The organism is Rhizobacter sp. LjRoot28, assembly GCF_964253025.1.
Lineage (GTDB): Bacteria > Pseudomonadota > Gammaproteobacteria > Burkholderiales > Burkholderiaceae_C > Rhizobacter.
On the sequence record NZ_CAXUQC020000001.1, the window covers coordinates 4,033,720 to 4,052,045 of the forward strand.

Annotated in this window: 17 protein-coding genes and 4 tRNA genes; 3 read left to right on the top strand and 18 right to left on the bottom strand. The window is 65.6% G+C overall.

From position 1 onward, the window contains the following. Positions 1 to 10: 10 nt before the first annotated feature. The 12 genes from rpoB to ACSQ2F_RS18510 all read right to left on the bottom strand — a co-directional run bounded on the left by rpoB (position 11) and on the right by ACSQ2F_RS18510 (position 9,956). Positions 11 to 4,135 (bottom strand): DNA-directed RNA polymerase subunit beta, encoded by a 4,125-nt coding sequence (gene rpoB / locus ACSQ2F_RS18455; RefSeq protein WP_436025476.1) that lies wholly within the window; start codon positions 4,133 to 4,135, stop codon positions 11 to 13. A 324-nt stretch (positions 4,136 to 4,459) separates the two neighbouring features. Next, positions 4,460 to 4,834, bottom strand: a complete 375-nt coding sequence (rplL, locus tag ACSQ2F_RS18460; RefSeq protein WP_436025478.1) for a 50S ribosomal protein L7/L12 — start codon at positions 4,832 to 4,834, stop codon at positions 4,460 to 4,462. A gap of 34 nt (positions 4,835 to 4,868) precedes the next feature. Then, entirely contained in the window at positions 4,869 to 5,393 is a 525-nt protein-coding gene (gene rplJ / locus ACSQ2F_RS18465) for a 50S ribosomal protein L10 (protein WP_436025480.1), read from the bottom strand. Between the two features lie 292 nt (positions 5,394 to 5,685). Beyond that, positions 5,686 to 6,393 carry a 50S ribosomal protein L1 gene (rplA, locus tag ACSQ2F_RS18470; protein WP_436025482.1) on the bottom strand — a complete coding sequence of 236 codons (708 nt, stop codon included), beginning with the start codon at positions 6,391 to 6,393 and terminating at the stop codon, positions 5,686 to 5,688. A 2-nt stretch (positions 6,394 to 6,395) separates the two neighbouring features. Continuing rightward, on the bottom strand, positions 6,396 to 6,827 hold the full coding sequence (gene rplK, locus ACSQ2F_RS18475) for a 50S ribosomal protein L11 (protein ID WP_436025484.1): 432 nt from the start codon (positions 6,825 to 6,827) through the stop codon (positions 6,396 to 6,398). A 174-nt stretch (positions 6,828 to 7,001) separates the two neighbouring features. Next, the gene (gene nusG, locus ACSQ2F_RS18480) at positions 7,002 to 7,586 is read right to left on the bottom strand and encodes a transcription termination/antitermination protein NusG (protein WP_436025486.1); all 585 of its coding nucleotides are present in this window, start codon (positions 7,584 to 7,586) and stop codon (positions 7,002 to 7,004) included. A 10-nt stretch (positions 7,587 to 7,596) separates the two neighbouring features. Further along, a complete protein-coding gene (gene secE, locus ACSQ2F_RS18485; RefSeq protein WP_436025488.1) occupies positions 7,597 to 7,980 on the bottom strand; it encodes a preprotein translocase subunit SecE in 384 nt (127 codons plus the stop codon). A 149-nt stretch (positions 7,981 to 8,129) separates the two neighbouring features. Next, positions 8,130 to 8,205 (bottom strand) — tRNA-Trp (locus ACSQ2F_RS18490). A gap of 23 nt (positions 8,206 to 8,228) precedes the next feature. Further along, positions 8,229 to 9,419 (bottom strand): elongation factor Tu, encoded by a 1,191-nt coding sequence (tuf, locus tag ACSQ2F_RS18495; RefSeq protein ID WP_436025465.1) that lies wholly within the window; start codon positions 9,417 to 9,419, stop codon positions 8,229 to 8,231. Positions 9,420 to 9,500: 81 nt separating this feature from the next. Then, positions 9,501 to 9,575 (bottom strand) — tRNA-Thr (locus tag ACSQ2F_RS18500). A 146-nt stretch (positions 9,576 to 9,721) separates the two neighbouring features. After that, positions 9,722 to 9,795, bottom strand: a tRNA-Gly gene (locus ACSQ2F_RS18505). Positions 9,796 to 9,870: 75 nt separating this feature from the next. Next, positions 9,871 to 9,956 (bottom strand) — tRNA-Tyr (locus ACSQ2F_RS18510). Between the two features lie 160 nt (positions 9,957 to 10,116). On the opposite strand from ACSQ2F_RS18510, the gene ACSQ2F_RS18515 reads away from it, so the two are divergent. Beyond that, positions 10,117 to 10,710, top strand: a complete 594-nt coding sequence (locus tag ACSQ2F_RS18515; RefSeq protein WP_436025490.1) for an outer membrane beta-barrel protein — start codon at positions 10,117 to 10,119, stop codon at positions 10,708 to 10,710. A 36-nt stretch (positions 10,711 to 10,746) separates the two neighbouring features. Here ACSQ2F_RS18515 and ACSQ2F_RS18520 read toward each other — a convergent pair whose 3' ends face one another. Genes ACSQ2F_RS18520 through trpE form a run of 5 tightly spaced genes read right to left on the bottom strand, consistent with a single transcriptional unit; the run spans position 10,747 to position 15,393 of the window. Next, positions 10,747 to 11,493, bottom strand: a complete 747-nt coding sequence (locus ACSQ2F_RS18520; RefSeq protein ID WP_436025492.1) for a uracil-DNA glycosylase — start codon at positions 11,491 to 11,493, stop codon at positions 10,747 to 10,749. Continuing rightward, positions 11,490 to 12,278, bottom strand: a complete 789-nt coding sequence (trpC, locus tag ACSQ2F_RS18525) for an indole-3-glycerol phosphate synthase TrpC (protein WP_436025494.1) — start codon at positions 12,276 to 12,278, stop codon at positions 11,490 to 11,492. Before trpC ends, ACSQ2F_RS18520 begins: the two co-directional genes overlap by 4 nt. Beyond that, positions 12,275 to 13,315 (bottom strand): anthranilate phosphoribosyltransferase, encoded by a 1,041-nt coding sequence (gene trpD / locus ACSQ2F_RS18530; protein ID WP_436025496.1) that lies wholly within the window; start codon positions 13,313 to 13,315, stop codon positions 12,275 to 12,277. Before trpD ends, trpC begins: the two co-directional genes overlap by 4 nt. Position 13,316: 1 nt before the next feature. Beyond that, positions 13,317 to 13,907: an anthranilate synthase component II gene (locus tag ACSQ2F_RS18535; RefSeq protein ID WP_436025498.1), complete on the bottom strand. Its 591-nt coding sequence runs from the start codon at positions 13,905 to 13,907 to the stop codon at positions 13,317 to 13,319. A 1-nt stretch (position 13,908) separates the two neighbouring features. Next, positions 13,909 to 15,393 (bottom strand): anthranilate synthase component I, encoded by a 1,485-nt coding sequence (gene trpE / locus ACSQ2F_RS18540; protein WP_436025500.1) that lies wholly within the window; start codon positions 15,391 to 15,393, stop codon positions 13,909 to 13,911. A 391-nt stretch (positions 15,394 to 15,784) separates the two neighbouring features. Between trpE and ACSQ2F_RS18545 the strand changes: the two genes are divergently transcribed. Continuing rightward, positions 15,785 to 16,369, top strand: a complete 585-nt coding sequence (locus tag ACSQ2F_RS18545; protein ID WP_436025502.1) for a chalcone isomerase family protein — start codon at positions 15,785 to 15,787, stop codon at positions 16,367 to 16,369. A 30-nt stretch (positions 16,370 to 16,399) separates the two neighbouring features. On the opposite strand, the gene gph is transcribed toward ACSQ2F_RS18545, so the two are convergent. Continuing rightward, positions 16,400 to 17,095, bottom strand: coding sequence for a phosphoglycolate phosphatase (gph, locus tag ACSQ2F_RS18550; protein ID WP_436025504.1), 696 nt, complete (start codon positions 17,093 to 17,095; stop codon positions 16,400 to 16,402). A 382-nt stretch (positions 17,096 to 17,477) separates the two neighbouring features. On the opposite strand from gph, the gene ACSQ2F_RS18555 reads away from it, so the two are divergent. Beyond that, a complete protein-coding gene (locus ACSQ2F_RS18555; RefSeq protein WP_436025506.1) occupies positions 17,478 to 18,323 on the top strand; it encodes a helix-turn-helix domain-containing protein in 846 nt (281 codons plus the stop codon). Positions 18,324 to 18,326: the final 3 nt, after the last annotated feature.

Genomic DNA, 18,326 nt, shown 5'->3' on the forward strand with positions numbered 1-18,326 from the left:
CATCTCTCCTTTAGTTGCGCTCGAGTTCAATGTCGATACCGAGCGAACGGATCTCTTTGACCAGCACGTTGAACGACTCCGGCATGCCGGCCTCGATCGCGTGCTCACCCTTGACGATGCTCTCGTACACCTTCGTACGGCCATTCACGTCGTCGGACTTCACGGTCAGCATTTCCTGCAGCACGTAGGACGCGCCGTAGGCTTCCAGCGCCCACACTTCCATCTCGCCGAAGCGCTGGCCACCGAACTGCGCCTTGCCGCCCAGCGGCTGCTGGGTGACGAGCGAGTACGGGCCGGTGGAACGGGCGTGCATCTTGTCGTCGACCAGGTGGTGCAGCTTCAGCACGTGCATGTAGCCGACCGTGACGGGCCGCTCGAACGGATCGCCGGTGCGGCCGTCGTACAGCTGGGCCTGCGTGCGGGTATCGGTCAGGCCCTTGGCCTTGGCGATGTCGTCCGGGTAGGCCAGCTTGAGCATGCCGCGGATCTCCTCTTCCTTCGCGCCGTCGAACACGGGCGTCGCGAACGGCACGCCCTTGCTGAGATTGCGCGACATCTCGAGGATCTCCTCGTCCGTCAGGTGGTCCAGGCGCTCGGTCTTGCCGCCCGACTTGTTGTACAGCTCGTCGAGGAACTTGCGCAGCTCGACCACCTTGGCCTGTTGCTGCAGCATGTCGCCGATGCGCTGGCCGATGCCCTTGCCGGCCCAGCCGAGGTGAACCTCGAGAACCTGGCCGACGTTCATCCGCGACGGCACGCCGAGCGGGTTCAGCACGATGTCGCACGGGGTGCCATCGGCCATGTAAGGCATGTCCTCGACCGGGTTGATCTTGGAGACCACACCCTTGTTGCCGTGACGGCCGGCCATCTTGTCGCCAGGCTGCAGGCGACGCTTGACGGCCAGGTACACCTTGACCATCTTGAGCACGCCCGCGGGCAGCTCGTCGCCTTGCGTCAGCTTCTTGCGCTTCTCTTCGAAGGCGAGGTCGAAGCTGTGGCGGGTTTGCTCGAGCGAGTTCTTGATCGACTCGAGCTGGTTCGCCACGTCGTCTTCCGCCGGGCGGATGTCGAACCAGTGGTACTTCTCGACGCTGGCGAGGTACGCCTTGTCGATGGCCGTGCCCTTGGCGATCTTCTGCGGGCCGCCGTTGGCGATGCGACCGACCAGGAGCTTCTCGATCCGGTCGAAGGCGTCGGCCTCCACGATGCGCAGCTGGTCGTTCAGGTCGAGGCGGTAGCGCTTGAGTTCATCGTCGATGATCTGCTGGGCGCGCTTGTCGCGCACGATGCCTTCACGGGTGAAGACCTGGACGTCGATGACGGTGCCGCTCGTGCCCTGGTCGACGCGCAGCGACGTGTCCTTCACGTCGGAAGCCTTCTCGCCGAAGATGGCGCGCAGCAGCTTCTCTTCCGGCGTGAGCGTGGTCTCGCCCTTCGGCGTGACCTTGCCCACCAGCGTGTCGCCCGGGTTCACTTCGGCACCCACGTACACGATGCCCGACTCGTCCAGACGGGCCAGTTGCTGCTCGCTCAGGTTCGGGATGTCGCGCGTGATTTCCTCGGAGCCGAGCTTGGTGTCACGCGCCATGACGACCAGTTCCTCGATGTGGATCGAGGTGTAGCGGTCTTCGGCGATGACCCGTTCGCTGATCAGGATCGAGTCTTCGAAGTTGTAGCCGTTCCAGGGCATGAACGCGACCAGCATGTTCTGGCCCAGGGCCAGTTCACCGATGTCGGTGGAAGCGCCGTCGGCAATGATGTCCTCGGCGGCGACCACGTCACCACGCTTGACGATCGGGCGCTGGTGGATGTTCGTGTTCTGGTTGGAACGCTGGTACTTGATGAGGTTGTAGATGTCGACGCCGACCTCGCCCGCCACGGTTTCCTTGTCGTTGACGCGGATCACGATGCGGTTGGTGTCGACGTAGTCCACCACGCCACCGCGGCGCGCAGCCACGACGGTGCCGGAGTCCTTGGCGGCGACGCGCTCGACGCCGGTACCCACCAGGGCCTTCTCGGGGCGCAGCGTCGGCACGGCCTGGCGCTGCATGTTGGCGCCCATCAGCGCGCGGTTCGCGTCGTCATGCTCGAGGAACGGCACGAGCGAGGCAGCGACCGACACGATCTGGGTCGGGGCGACGTCCATGTACTGGATGCGCTCGGCCGAGGTCAGCACCGATTCGCCGTTGTCACGGGCGCTCACCAGTTCGTCGATCAGGCGGCCTTCGGCGTCGAGCGTCGCGCTCGCCTGGGCGATGACGTACTTGCCTTCCTCGATGGCCGACAGGTAGTCGATCTGGTTGGTGACCTTGCCTTCCGTCACCCGACGGTACGGCGTCTCGAGGAAGCCGTATTCGTTCAGCTGGGCGTACAGCGCGAGCGAGTTGATCAGGCCGATGTTCGGGCCTTCCGGGGTCTCGATCGGGCACACGCGGCCGTAGTGGGTCGGGTGCACGTCACGGACTTCGAAGCCGGCGCGCTCGCGGGTCAGACCGCCCGGGCCCAGGGCCGAGACGCGGCGCTTGTGCGTGATCTCGGAGAGCGGGTTGGTCTGGTCCATGAACTGCGACAGCTGCGACGCACCGAAGAACTCCTTGAGCGCCGCGGAGATCGGCTTGGAGTTGATCAGGTCGTGCGGCATCAGGGCTTCGGTCTCGGCCTGGCCCAGACGCTCCTTGACGGCCTTCTCGATGCGGGCGAGGCCCGAGCGGTACTGGTTCTCGGCCAGCTCGCCCACGCAGCGCACGCGACGGTTGCCGAGGTGGTCGATGTCGTCCACTTCGCCACGGCCGTTGCGCAGCTCGACGAGGATCTTCACCACGTCGAGGATGTCGTCGTTGCTGAGGGTCATCGGACCCTCGGCGGAGTCACGCCCCACGCGGGCGTTGAACTTCATGCGGCCCACGCGCGACAGGTCGTACGTGTCGGCGTTGTAGAACAGCCGGTTGAAGAGGGCTTCCACCGCGTCTTCGGTCGGCGGCTCGCCAGGGCGCATCATGCGGTAGATGGCCACGCGCGCGGCCAGCTGGTCAGCGGTCTCGTCGGTCGAGAGCGTCTGCGAGATGTAGGCGCCTTCGTCGAGCTCGTTGGTGTACAGGCACTGCAGGTCCTTGACGCCGGCCTGGCGCAACTTCTTCAGCAGCGTCTCGGTCAGCTCGTCGTTGGCCTTCGCGATGATCTCGCCGGTGTCCGGGTCGACCATGTTGCGTGCCACCACACGGCCCACGAGGAAGTCCTCGGGCACGCTGATGAACTGGGTCTCGGACTGCTCGATCTGGCGCGTGTGGCGCGCCGTGATCCGCTTGTCCTTCTCGACGACGACGGTACCGTTCTTGTCGGTGATGTCGAAGCGGGCGATCTCCCCGCGCAGGCGGTCCGCCACGAACTCCATCTGGGCCCCGGAGTCCATCAGGCGGAAGTTGTCGAACACGAAGAAGTGCGCGAGGATCGATTCCGGGTTCAGGCCGATGGCCTTCAGCAGGATCGTCACCGGCATCTTGCGGCGGCGGTCGACACGGAAGTACAGGATGTCCTTCGGGTCGAATTCGAAGTCGAGCCAGGAGCCGCGGTACGGAATGATCCGGGCCGAGAACAGCAGCTTGCCGCTCGAGTGGGTCTTGCCCTTGTCGTGCTCGAAGAACACGCCAGGCGAACGGTGCAGCTGCGACACGATGACGCGCTCGGTGCCGTTCACGATGAAGGAGCCGTAGTCGGTCATCAGGGGCACTTCACCCATGTAGACTTCCTGCTCCTTGATTTCCTTGACCGTCTTCGCTTGCGGCGACTCACGGTCATAGATGATCATCTGCAGCTTGGCGCGCACGGCGGCCGCGTAGGTGAGCCCCCGCAGCTGGCACTCCCGCGTGTCGAACGCAGGCTTGGCCATGTTGTACTCGATGAATTTCATCTCGACGAAACCATTGTGCGAAACAATGGGGAACGCGGAAATGAACGCGGCCTGCAGGCCCTCGGGCTTGCGCTTTTGCGGCGGGACGTCCTTTTGCAGGAAGGCAACGTACGACTCCTTCTGCATCGTGAGCAGATAGGGGACGTTCAGGACGTTCTCGCGTTTACCGAAGCTCTTGCGGATCCGCTTGCGCTCGGTATAGCTGTAGGGGGTTGTTTGCTGCGCCATATGTGATTTCTCACTCCGTCTCAGGGAACGATGCCCGGGCCTAGGGCTTCGTCCCCGAAGGCGACTGTCTTTCGAACCTTGCGTTCGAAGCTTGGTGGTTGGCCACTACCAACCGCTGGCGGACAACCCCGGCGTTGCACCGGGGCCCGACCAAACCCGTTCTCTGCAGTCGGATCAGAGAACACTTGAAAAAGCCCTCGATTGTCAACCGAATGGCTTTTACAGGTGGTCTCCAAGGGGATTAGGCCTTGACAAGACCCTACCCCCAGGAAGCACAAAAGGCTGGGGGCCTCATCGGCACCCAGCCCCTTGCGGGAAACGCAATTACTTGAGTTCGGCCTTGGCGCCGGCTTCCACCAGCTTCTTGACCGCAGCTTCTGCGTCGGCCTTGGCGATGGCTTCCTTGACGTTCTTCGGAGCGCCGTCGACCAGGTCCTTGGCTTCCTTCAGGCCCAGGCCCGTCAGTTCGCGCACGGCCTTGATGACCGAGACCTTGTTCGCGCCGGCTTCGAGCAGCACGACGTTGAATTCGGTCTTTTCTTCAGCGGCCGGGGCGGCAGCGCCACCGCCAGCAGCCGGAGCAGCGACGGCGGCAGCCGACACGCCGAACTTCTCTTCGATGGCCTTCACCAGCTCGTTGAGCTCGAGGACCGACATTGCGTCCAGGGAGGACAGGAAAGCGTCTTTATCGAATGCCATTTTGGATTCCTAGATAGATGAATGTTTGAACAGATCAGGCAGCAGCGGCTTCGGCAGCAGGCGCTTCGGCGCCGCCACCCTTCTTGTCCGCCACGGCGACGAGGGCGCGAGCGAAACGCGCGATCGGGGACTGCAGCAGCCCGGCGATCTGCGTCAGCAGCACTTCCTTCGACGGCACGGCGGCCAGTGCCTTCACGCCATCGGCGTCGAGCGACTTGCCGTTGAGCGCGCCAGCCTTGATGACGAGCTTGTCGTTGCCCTTGGCAAAGTCAGCAATGACTTTGGCCGCGGCGACAGCGTCTTCCGAAAAACCGTAGATCAGCGGACCGACCATGGCATCCGAGGCCACTTCGAACGGCGTGCCAGCAACAGCGCGACGAGCCAGGGTGTTCTTCAGCACGTGAAGGTACACGCCCTTTTCGCGAGCCTGCTTGCGCAGTGCGTCGAGGTGAGCGACGGTGAGGCCACGGTACTCAGCCAGCGCGAGCGTCTGCGACTTGGCCGCCTGGGCCGCCACATCCGTCACCACGGTCTGTTTCTCGTTGCGATTGAGACTCAAGGTCTACTCCTCACATCTCGTGCCTTCGGATGCCTCTTGCGGGGCACCCTCCGGCACACTCAAGTTCAGCGACCTTCTGTCCAGGAATCCATCCAGAGATTCATTCCTTTTCAGCGGGACCGCCATCTGCGCGGGCGTCGGAAACACTCCCCGAGGGATGCGATTCGTCGATTAAGCGGCGTGAGCCGCACCTGCGGTCTTGGATGACCCGGGCCCGGACGCAATGCGTTCGGGCCCGGCCCACCAAACTCCTCGGGTTCGCGCCAGACTCGCGCGAACCGTCAATTCAAAATCAGCCGGCGGCTGCAGCGTTGATCGACGAGACATCGACGCGGGCGCCCACGCCCATCGTCGACGACACGGCGACCTTGCGCAGGTACACGCCCTTGCTCGATGCCGGCTTGGCCTTGTTCAGGGCCTCGACCAGCGCGCGCAGGTTGGCAACCAGCTTGTCGGAGTCGAACGAACGACGACCGATGGTCGAGTGCACGATGCCGGCCTTGTCGACACGGAACTGCACCTGACCCGCCTTGGCGTTGCGAACGGCCTGGGCGACGTCGGGCGTCACGGTGCCGACCTTCGGGTTCGGCATCAGGCCGCGCGGGCCGAGGATCTGGCCGAGCGTACCGACGATCCGCATCGTGTCCGGCGAAGCGATCACGACGTCGAAATCCATCTTGCCGGCCTTGACCTGTTCGGCCAGGTCTTCCATGCCGACGACGTCGGCGCCAGCGGCGCGGGCTTCATCAGCCTTGGCGCCTTGGGCGAACACGGCGACGCGCTTGGTCTTGCCGGTGCCGTTGGGCAGCACGACGGCGCCACGAACGACCTGGTCCGACTTCTTCGCGTCGATGCCGAGCTGCACGGCCACGTCGATGGACTCATCGAACTTGGCGGTGGCGTATTCCTTGACCAGCGCGAGCGCATTGTCGAGGGGATACAGCTTGGTCGAGTCGACCTTGCCCACGAGGGACTTTTGACGTTTGGTCAGTTTTGCCATGATCAGAGCCCTTCCACCGTCACGCCCATCGAGCGGGCGGTACCTGCGATCGTGCGAACCCCGGCGTCGAGATCGGCGGCCGTCAGGTCCTTCTGCTTCGTCTTCACGATTTCCTCAGCCTGCGCGCGGGTCAGCTTGCCGACCTTGGCGCTGTGCGGCGTGGGCGAACCCTTGTCCAGCTTGAGTGCCTTCTTGATCAGCACGGTCGCCGGGGGCGACTTGAGGATGAAGGTGAACGACTTGTCCGCGAACGCGGTGATCACCACGGGCAACATCAGGCCCGGTTCCATGCCCTGCGTCTGGGCGTTGAACGCCTTGCAGAACTCCATGATGTTCAGACCGCGCTGACCCAGCGCCGGACCGACCGGGGGCGACGGGTTTGCTTTGCCCGCCGGGATTTGCAGCTTGATGTAGCCGACAACTTTCTTGGCCATGCTCTAACTCCAGTGAAGGCCCGACATGTCGCGGGCCCCTGAGTGCTAACGCAAAGGGCTGGTTACCTTTGCTCCTCTTGCCGTCATCTCGTCGACGGCTGGCTACGGGCGGGAAAGGCAAGGCCCTCGCGGGCCCGGCGAGCCTCCCACCGGGGCTCGTGTTCGATCAGCGGGTCAGACCTTCTCGACTTGCGAGAAGTCGAGCTCGACCGGCGTGGCACGGCCGAAGATGGTGACCGAGACGCGCACCTTGGACTTGTCGTAGTTGACGTCCTCGACCGCGCCGTTGAAGTCCGTGAACGGGCCTTCCTTGACCCGGACGGTCTCGCCCACTTCCCACTCGACCTTCGGACGCGGCTTCTCGACACCCTCTTGCATCTGGGTGACGATCTTGGCGACCTCGGCCTCCGAGATGGGCGAGGGGCGGTTTTTCGCGCCACCCACGAAACCGGTCACCTTGCTGGTGTGCTTCACCAGGTGCCAGGTGTCGTCGGCCATTTCCATTTCGACCAGCACGTAACCCGGGTAGAAGCGGCGCTCGGTCACGGCCTTCTTGCCGTTCTTGAGCTCGACGACTTCTTCCATCGGCACGAGGATGCGGCCGAACTTGTCCTGCATGCCGGCGCGGTCGATGCGCTCGCGCAGGTTGCGCTCGACGGCTTTCTCCATGCCCGAATAGGCATGAACCACGTACCAGCGCTTGTTGGAAGGCGCGGGGGCCGGAGCTGCGGCTTCGGTGCTTGCGATGTCTTCGCTCATCAGTCTTTCCTCAGTGCTTCCAACCGAGAATCAGGTCGTACAGCACCCATTCCAGCGTTTTGTCGGTCAGAAACAGGAACAAGGCCATGACGACCACGAACGCAAACACGTAGAGGGTCATCTGCCCGGCTTCCTTGCGGGTGGGCCAGACAACCTTCTTCACTTCCTTGACCGAGTCGCGACCGAAGGCGATCAGCTGCTTGCCGCTCTCGGACACGAAGAACGTGCCCACCGCAGCAGCCAGCAGCACGAGCAGCGCGGCAACGCGCAGCCACAGGTCCTGCTTGCCCAGCACGTAGAACACGGCCACGGCGGCGACAACCAGCACGCCCGCGGCAGCGAGCTTGGCCTTGTCGGCCCCGGTAGAGACCGTTTCAATTTGCGGATTCGACATTTCGCTTCGTCAGATGGTTACAGGCCCACGACCCATGCCAGGCGCCTCGTTGGAAAACACGGACTGCCCTTCAGCAGCAAAGCCCGCAGGGGATGAACCTCCTTGCGGGCTGCCGTGATCACCAAGTCGAGGGCTTCAGGGCCCGGGCCTGGCAGGGGCGGGGGGAATCGAACCCACAACCTCTGGTTTTGGAGACCAGCGCTCTGCCAATTGAGCTACACCCCTGTGGAACAGCAACGAATATCAGATCAGGCGAGGATCTTGGCAACCACGCCGGCGCCGACGGTGCGGCCACCTTCACGGATGGCGAAGCGCAGGCCTTCTTCCATCGCGATCGGGTTGATCAGCTTCACGGTGATGCTGACGTTGTCGCCAGGCATGACCATTTCCTTGTCGGCCGGCAGCTCCACTGCGCCCGTCACGTCGGTCGTGCGGAAGTAGAACTGCGGACGGTAGTTGTTGAAGAACGGCGTGTGACGGCCACCCTCTTCCTTGCTCAGCACGTAGATCTCGGCCGTGAAGTGGGTGTGCGGCTTCACGCTGCCCGGCTTGCACAGCACTTGGCCGCGCTCGACGTCTTCACGCTTGGTGCCGCGCAGCAGAATGCCGACGTTGTCGCCAGCCTGGCCCTGGTCCAGCAGCTTGCGGAACATCTCCACGCCCGTGCAGGTCGTCTTCTGGGTGTCGCGGATACCGACGATCTCGATTTCCTCGCCGACCTTGATGATGCCGCGCTCGACGCGACCGGTCACCACCGTGCCACGACCCGAGATCGAGAACACGTCTTCCACCGGCATCAGGAACGCGCCGTCAACGGCACGCTCAGGCGTCGGGATGTAGCTGTCCAGGGCTTCGGCCAGCTTCAGGATCGCGCCTTCGCCCAGCTCGCCCTTGTCGCCTTCCATCGCCAGCTTGGCCGAACCCTTGATGATCGGGGTGTCGTCGCCGGGGAAGTCGTACTTGTCCAGCAGCTCGCGCACTTCCATTTCGACCAGCTCGAGCAGCTCGGCGTCGTCGACCATGTCGCACTTGTTCAGGAACACGATGATGTAAGGCACGCCCACCTGGCGGGCCAGCAGGATGTGCTCGCGGGTCTGGGGCATCGGGCCGTCAGCGGCCGAGCACACCAGGATCGCGCCGTCCATCTGCGCAGCACCCGTGATCATGTTCTTCACATAGTCGGCGTGCCCCGGGCAGTCGACGTGTGCGTAGTGGCGGTTGGCCGTCTCGTACTCGACGTGCGCGGTGTTGATCGTGATGCCGCGGGCCTTCTCTTCAGGTGCCGCGTCGATCTGGTCGTACGCCTTGGCTTCGCCGCCGAACTTGGTCGACAGCACCGTCGTGATCGCTGCCGTCAGCGTCGTCTTGCCATGGTCCACGTGACCGATCGTGCCCACGTTCACGTGGGGCTTGGTCCGTTCGAATTTGCCTTTTGCCATTTTCTGCTCCTTGCCGTCGACGTAGACCAACACCCGGGTAGGGCGCCTCAGTCACAAACAGGTCCACAGGGTCTACAAAACTGGTGCCCATAGCGCGGATCGAACGCGCGACCTCTCCCTTACCAAGGGAGTGCTCTACCACTGAGCCATATGGGCCGAAGTATCACTACCACCGATACCTGCACAGGTCTGTCCGCCGCGACGGACAGACCTGTGAGGGCACGACTGCACACTCTTCATCAACTCGCCACCACACTTCCCGGCGCACCCCGGCGAGCCGGGCACCGCAATCGACAGCGGAGTGGAGCGGGAGACGGGAATCGAACCCGCGTCATTAGCTTGGAAGGCTAGGGTTCTACCATTGAACTACTCCCGCCCGGGAGCCCCTCGCCGCCCGCCGTTCCGGCCGCGCCTTGAAGGTCTTGCTTTGCTACGCCTGCAACTGGTGCTGTGGTGGAGGGGGCTGGATTCGAACCAGCGTACTCGTAAGAGGGCAGATTTACAGTCTGCTGCCATTAACCACTCGGCCACCCCTCCGCAGCGAACTCGGGAGTATACATCGTCAGAAGTTCGCTGACAATCGTTGTGCGCGATCGAAGGGCGATTTCGCCGCAGGACCCTCGATTGTGGGACCCGGCGCGCCAGGCGGCGCTCGATAATTCGCAAGTCCCCACCCCTGTCATCACGAAAGCACTCCATGAAGAGAACCCTCGTCCTGGCCCTGGCCTCCCTGCTGATCGCCGGCACCGCCCAGGCCCAGTCCCGTCCCGGTGAAACCGTCCGCCCGTTCTTCGGCATGGGGCTCACGTTCGGCGGTGACCGGCTCGAGGAGTTCGACTTCAGCAACGGCACGAGCAGCACGGTACGCACCGGCGGCATCATCCACCTGCAGGCCGGCGTCGACGTGGCGCTCGGCGGGCCGATCTCGATGCAAGCCAACATCGGTTACCACGCCGATTCGGCCAACGGCTCCAACGGCGACTATGAGTTCACCCGCATGCCCGTCGAGCTGCTCGCCTTCGTCAGCCTCACCGACAGCTTCCGCCTGGGTGGCGGCGTCCGCCACGCCTTCGACGCCCAGGTGAATTCGAGCGGCGCGGTGGGCGGCTTCGACTCCGACTTCAAGACACGCACCGGCATCGTGGTCGAGGGCGAGTACTTCTTCGCTGAGCGCTTCAGCGTCAAGGTGCGCGCCGTGAGCGAGAAGTTCGAGGGCAAGAGCGGCGTCTACCGTGGCCGCACCTTCGATGGCACGCACGGCGGTGTGTACGGGTCGTTCTACTTCTTCTGATCGAACCGGCCGGCGGCACACGCCGGCCCACAGCGCTCAGGCCGACCAGTCGATCGGTCGGCCGTGCGCCGCCAGATAGCGCTGAACCGCGCCGAAGTGGCCATTGCCCAGAAAAGGCACCGGGGGGCGTCGCGCCGAGAGGGGCGACGGATGATTCGACATCAGCACCAGCGGCACGGGTGCCCCGGCCGGCACCGCCGACCGGATGAGGGCTTCGAAGCGCTGGGCGTGCGCGCCCCACAGCAGGTACGCACACGGTTCCGGCCTGCGGGCAACGGCTTGCAGCAGCGCTTCGGTGAGCGACTCCCATCCGCGTCGGGCATGGCTTCCGGGCTGGCCGTCCTCAACGGTGAGGCTGGTGTTGAGCAGCAGCACGCCTTGCCGTGCCCACCCGGAGAGATCGGTGCCGGGCCGTTCGATGCCGAGGTCGCGCCTCAACTCGAGCAGCATGTTGCGCAAGCTGGGCGGCGTCTTCTGCCCGCTCGGGACGCTGAACGCGAGCCCGTGGGCCTGACCTGGACCGTGGTACGGATCCTGGCCGACCATCACGACCTTCACGTCCGAGAGCGGAGTCAGTTCGAGCGCCCGGAACACCGCGGCCGGGTACACCGTGGCGCCCCCGGCCACCCGCTCGTCGACGAAGCGGGCCAGGGAGCGGCCCGCCTCCGCGTCACGCCAGCGATCGACCACGGGCCGCCAGTCGGCCGGCACCGTGTCCAGCAGTGCCGACAGCGGCGCGGCCAGGCACCCGCCCGCCTCGAACAGCGCCGGCTGACGCGTCAAGCGAACAGCGCCTCGAGCGCCCGGCCGGGGTCGGGTGCGCGCATGAACGCCTCACCCACGAGGAAGGCATGCACGCCGGACTCGCGCATGCGGGCCACGTCGGCACGGCCGAGGATGCCGCTCTCCGTGACCAGCAGCCGGTCGGACGGCACACGGGGCAACAGGCCGAGGGTCGTGTCGAGCGTGACCTCGAACGTGCGCAGGTTGCGGTTGTTGATGCCCACGAGCGGCGTCTTCAGCCGCAGGGCGCGGTCGAGTTCGGCCCCATCGTGCACCTCGACCAGCACGGCCATGCCGAGCGCGTGGGCCTGTGCCTCCAGGTCGACCATCAGCGCATCGTCCAGGCAGGCGGCGATCAGCAGGATGCAGTCAGCCCCCATCGCCCGCGCCTCGAACACCTGGTAGGCGTCGACCATAAAGTCCTTGCGCAGGACCGGCAGCGGACAGCTCAACCGGGCCTGCTCGAGGTAGGCCGCGTCCCCTTGGAAGAACTGGGCATCGGTGAGCACGCTGAGCGCCGCAGCGCCGTGCCGCGCGTAGCTCTCGGCGATCTCGGCCGGCACGAAATGCTCGCGCAGCACGCCCTTGCTCGGGCTCGCCTTCTTCACCTCCGCGATCACGGCCGCCTGGCCAGCGCCGATGCGCGCGCGCAAGCTGCCGACGAAATCGCGCACGTCGGTGCGGCCTTCGGCGTCACGTCGAATTGACGCTTCGTCACGGCGACGCCGTGCCGCAGAGATCTCGTCGCGCTTGACGGCAACGATCTTGTCGAGGATGTCACTCATGGGGTGGCTGCTTGAAACTGGCGGGTGGTGTGGACGAACTTTGCAAGCTTTGCGCGCGCCCGCCCCGAGGCGACCGCCTCGCGCGCACGCTCCACGCCGTCACCCAGGGACCCGGCCACGTTGGCGCAGTAGAGGGCGGCGCCCGCGTTCAGCAGCACGATGTCGCGCATGGGGCCCGGCTCGTTGCCGAGCGCACGCTCGATGCACGCGACCGACTCCTGCTTGTCGGCCACCTTGAGTTCGTCCAGGTCGGCGATCTTCATGCCGAACTCGCGTGGATGGATCGTGTATTCCCTCACCTGCCCGTCACGCAGTTCGCCGACGAAGGTGTCACCGGAGATGGAGATCTCGTCCAGGCCGTCGGCCCCGTGGACGATCATGACGTGATCGGCGCCGAGCCGTTGCAGCACACGCACCTGGATGCCGACCAGGTCGCGGTGGAACACGCCCATCAGCTGGTTGGGTGCGCGCGCGGGATTGGTAAGGGGCCCGAGGATGTTGAACAAGGTGCGCACGCCGAGCTCCTTGCGCACGGGCGCCGCATGCTTCATGGAGGCATGGTGGTTGGGCGCGAACATGAAGCCGATGCCGGTCTCGTCCAGGCACCGTCCCACCTGCTCGGGCAACAGGTTCACCGAGGCGCCCAGCGCCTCCAGCACGTCGGCGCTTCCGGTGCTCGACGAGACGCTGCGCCCACCGTGCTTGGCCACCCGCGCACCCGCGGCCGCGGCCACGAACATGGCGGCGGTCGAGATGTTGAACGTGTGGGCGCCGTCGCCGCCGGTGCCGCACAGGTCGACCAGGTGCTGCTTGTCAGCGAGCTCGACCGGCGTGGCGAACTCGCGCATGACCTGCGCCGCGGCCGTGATCTCGCCGATGGTTTCCTTCTTGACGCGCAGGCCCATGGCCAGCGCCGCGATCATCACGGGCGACGTTTCGCCACGCATGATGCGGCGCATCAGCGCCAGCATCTCGTCGTGGAAGATCTCCCGGTGCTCGATGACGCGCGCGAGGGCTTCGGTATCGGTGATGGACATCTCAGGCGCCCCGCGACATGGTGAGGAAGTTCTTCAGCATGGCGTGGCCATGCTCGGTCAGGATGGACTCGGGGTGGAACTGCACACCCTCCAGCGGCGTGGCCGTCGCGGCCAGGCCGGTATGGCGCACCCCCATGATCTCGTGGTCCTCCGAGGTCGAGGTGATCTCGAGCTCGGCCGGCAGGCTGTCGCGCTCGATGACCAGCGAGTGATAGCGAATGACCGTGAAGCGTTCCGGAAGGTCGCGGTAGACACCCTTGCCATCGGTGGTGATGACGTCGGTCTTGCCATGCATCTGTCGGCCGGCCCGCACGATGCGACCGCCCATGGCGGCACCGATCGCCTGATGCCCCAGGCACACGCCCAGGATGGGCAGCCGCCCGGTGAAGTGGCGAATGGCCTCGACGCACACACCGGCCTCCGCCGGCGAGCACGGTCCGGGCGACAGCACCAGCTGGTCCGGTTGCAGCTCGGCGATGCCCTGTACCGTGATTTCGTCGTTGCGGAACACCCGCACGTCCTCACCCAGCTCGGCAAAGTACTGCACGAGGTTGAAGGTGAAGCTGTCGTAGTTGTCGATCATCAGCAGCATGTCAGAAGCCCTCCTCGACGAGCTCGGCGGCCCTGAGCAGCGCCCGCGCCTTCGCCTCGGTTTCCTTCCATTCGAGCTCCGGCACGGAGTCGGCCACCACACCCGCGGCGGCCTGCACGTACAGCATGCCGTCCTTCACGATGCCGGTGCGGATGGCGATGGCCACGTCCATGTTGCCCGCAAAGCTCAGGTAGCCGCAGGCGCCGCCATAGATACCGCGCTTGACGGGCTCGAGCTCGTCGATGATCTCCATCGCACGCACCTTGGGCGCGCCGGTCAGCGTGCCCGCCGGGAAAGTGGCGCGCAGGACGTCCAGGCTCGTCATGCCGTCCTTGAGCAGCCCCTCGACGTTGCTCACGATGTGCATCACGTGCGAATAGCGCTCGACGACAAAGGCCTCCGTCACCTTCACGCTGCCGGTCCTGGCGATGCGGCCGATGTCGTTGCGTGCCAGGTCGATCAGCATCACGTGCTCGGCGCGCTCCTTCGGGTCGGCCTTGAGTTCCACCTCGAGCGCCTTGTCCTCCTCGGGCGTGGCGCCGCGCGGTCGGGTGCCGGCGAGCGGCCGGATGATGACCTTGTCGCCCTCCGGCGTGTGCTCTTGGCGCACGAGGATCTCGGGCGAGGCGCCCACGATCTGGAAGTCGCCGAAGTCGTAGAAGTACATGTAGGGCGACGGATTCAGGGATCGCAGCGCCCGGTACAGGCTGAGCGGCGAGGCGGTGAACCGCTTCTGGAGTCGCTGGCCCACCTGGACCTGCATCATGTCGCCAGCGGCGATGTACTCCTTGGCCTGCAGCACCGCGGCGATGTAGTCGTCCTTGGCGAAGCCGCGCTCCACCGGCTGCGGCGGCGCGGGATGCACCGTGGGCGCCACCACGCTGTCGTGCAGGTGGTCGGCCAGTTGGGCCAGCCGGCGTTGCGCGACGGCGTAGGCATCGGGCTGCGCCGGGTCGGCGTAGACGATCAGGTACAGGCGCCCCGACAGGTTGTCGATGACGGCCAGCTCCTCGCATTGCAGCAGCAGGATGTCCGGCGTGTCGAGGCCGCCCGGTGGCGTGCTGTCGGCCAGCCGCGGCTCGATGTAGCGAACGGCGTCGTAGCCGAAGTAGCCGGCCAGTCCGCCGCAGAAGCGGGGCAGTCCGGGGCGAAGCGCCACCTTGAAGCGCTTCTGGTATTCAGCGATGAAGTCGAGCGGGTTGCCTTCGACGGTCTCGACGACGCGGCCATCGGTTACCACCTCGGTCCGGAACCCCGAGGCCCTCAGCAGCGTTCGCGCGGGCAGGCCGATGAAGGAATAGCGGCCGAAGCGTTCGCCGCCGACCACGGACTCGAGCAGGAAACTGTTGCGGCCGTCGCCTGTGCCACGGGCCAGCTTCAGGTACAGCGACAAGGGGGTTTCGAGGTCGGCGAACGCTTCAGCGGTCAGCGGAATGCGGTTGTAGCCCTCGTCGGCCAGGCGATTGAACTCGGATTGGGTGATCACGTCTCAGGGCCCTCCACGGCCCGGCAGGCGGCGCCAGGCGCGCCCGCAGGTGATTGATCGGCAGGGCGGGCCGCAAGGGCCGCCGATGGCGCCGGAGGGCACGAGAGCCTCTGCAGGAGAGACCCCGGACTGGCCCGCGGCAAAGTCAAACCAACGTGGTCCGGCCCCGCCAGGGCCAGGCTCCCCGGTCGTGCGACCCTTTGGTTTGCTTGCGCGCGATGAACATCGAAAAAGTGTAGCAGGCTCCGCACTTTGCCCGGCTCGGCACGCCGTGACCCGCGTTTTCCCCATCCATCTGGGGGGCTGCGCGGCGTCTTCCGGCTGTCACAATCCGTCACCTTGTGGCCGCGGCCGCCGTGATGGCCGATCGTTCTTCATCGAAGGAACCTGCGTGATCCGCCGAACCCTCCTCGTCCTGGCCGCCCTGCTGGCCACCGCCTCTGCCCATGCCGTGCCGCTCACCGTGGCGGGCGTCAAGTACGAAGACAGCGCGCAGGTGGGCAACACGCGCCTGCAGCTCAACGGCGCCGGCCTGCGGCTCAAGGCGATCTTCAAGGTGTATACCGCCGCGCTCTACCTGCCCTCACGCGCCGGCACCACCGAAGCGGTGCTCGCCCAGGACGGCCCCAAGCGCATGCACGTCGTGATGCTGCGCGAGATCAATGCCGGCGAACTCGGCAAGCTCTTCGCACGCGGCATGGAAGACAACGCGCCACGCGAGGAGTTCTCCAAGTCGGTGGCCGGCGTGCTCACCATGAGCGACATCTTCTTCCAGTACAAGAAGCTGTCCGCTGGCGACTCGTTCACGGCCGACTGGATTCCCGGCACGGGCACCGTCATCTCCGTCAACGGCAAGCCGGCGGGCCAACCGATCAAGGAGCCCGAGTTCTACTCGGCCCTCATCAAGATCTGGCTCGGCAAATCGCCCGCCGACTCGCTGCTCAAGGAACGCCTGCTCGGGCGCATGGGCGACTGAAGGTCGGCCGCCACGCGCGTAGCCGCCGCTTCAGTCGATCGCCACCGCATCGAGCCGATCGATCACCGCATCGCAGTCCACCTCGGTCACCGGCTGCCCGTGGTTGTAGCCGTAGCGCACCAGCACGACCGGACAACCCGCGGCCCGGGCCGCCAGGGCGTCGTTCACCGAGTCCCCGATGACGAGTGCCCGCGCAGGCGCCACGCCCAGTGCCTCGCAGGTCCGCCGCAGGGGCAGCGGATCCGGCTTCTTGCGTTCGAAGCTGTCGCCGCCGTTGCAAACGCTGAAGAATGGCGCCAGTGACTTTTGCGCGAGCAGGACGCGGGCGAACGCGGTCGGCTTGTTGGTGAGGCACGCCAACCGCAGGCCGCGCTGCTGCAACCGCACCAGGCCCTCGATCACACCGTCGTACACGCTGGCGTGCTTGCCGTTCACCCGTTCGTAATGATGCTGGTAGCGCGCGTACGCCACATCGAAGTGGACGGGCGCCGCACCCACGTGGGCTAGAGTCTGCTGGACGAGATGCTCGGAGCCGCGGCCGATGGTCTGCTCGATGAAGGCCTTCTCCACCCGGGGCAGCCCCAGGTCCGCCAAGGCGGCATTGAGCGCGACCTGAAAATCGCCGAGGGTGTCGACCATCGTGCCGTCCAGGTCGATGATGGCGGCGTCGAAGCGGGATTGTGCGGACTGAATGGCGTTCATCATTTCAAGAATGGTGGGTTGCATCACTGTAAGCGCTCCGTGTGGCAGGACGCCAATCAGCCTGCGGCGGCCGAGGCCTCCCAGGCCGACGACGACGCCCCGGAACGTGGATTGACGCGCGTGCGGAGCAAGCACGTTCGGTACCGCTGGCGGATGGGGACGGCCACGAGACGCATCGGGGCGCCGCAAGAGGCCCGCGTGCGCGGCGCACGTCCGGCCACGAGACGCAGGACCACGCACCGTGCGGGCACCAGAAAGGCAAACGGCTCCCGCACAGCGGAACAGCCGCCCCGTGCTTGACCTGATGGTTGCAGGCGGGCAATTGCATAGCATGGTCAACCCCGATCGGGCGGTTCAAGCGGTGTCGTGACGGGCCCGGTGCTCGTTCCACCCGGATAGGAGTCGCATGTCCTCGATCCCGCCTGTCGCATCCAACGGTGCCGTGTCGGCCTACGGTCGCCTGTCCCACCAACGTCGAGACCAGCTGTACGTGCTCCCCCACGGGTTCGTCTACGCGAGCCCATGGGTTGTCACCGCTGCGACGTCGCGTCCGGCGGGCGTCGTACTGCTCACAGTGGACGGGTCGACGTTCACGGTGGAGGTCGAGGGAAAACGGTGCTCGCACAATGCGTTCGCCATCGGCCCGAACGTGTGCCGGGGACTGTCTGCGCGTGGCGTGGGACTGGTGAGCCTGAACGTTGCCCCGGCCGCGCCGATGTTCCCCGGGTTTCGCGCGCTGTCGCCCTTGGGTGTGGCGCCGCTGGATCACTCCGCATTCCACCCTCACGCCGCGGACCTCGCGGCCTTCAGCAGCGGCACGCCACTCGCCCGAGCGCCTTCCCAGGCGTTCGACGACATCGTCGCCACCGCGCTGGCACAGCTTGCCCCGCCGCCGATCGACGACCCCCGCCGTTCGGGGATGCTCGATGCGGTTGTCGGTGCCCGGCACGATTCTCTCGCCCTGGAGCGGATTTCCCAGCACCTCGGACTTTCCTACCACCGTGCCTCGCACGTGTTCTCTTCGGCATTGGGCATCCCGCTGCGCAGCTACCTCGCATGGGAAAAGCAGCGGCGTCTGCTCAAGCCCTTGCTGATCGGCAAGGACTCCCTCACCTGCGTCGCCCACGATTGCGGCTTGCCCGACTCCGCCTACCTCAGCCGCATCTACCAGCGCTGGTACGGACAGAAGCCATCGTTCGCGCGCAGCCAGGCCGTGCAGGTGCACCTGGGCAGTGAATCTCACCGTTCCTGATCT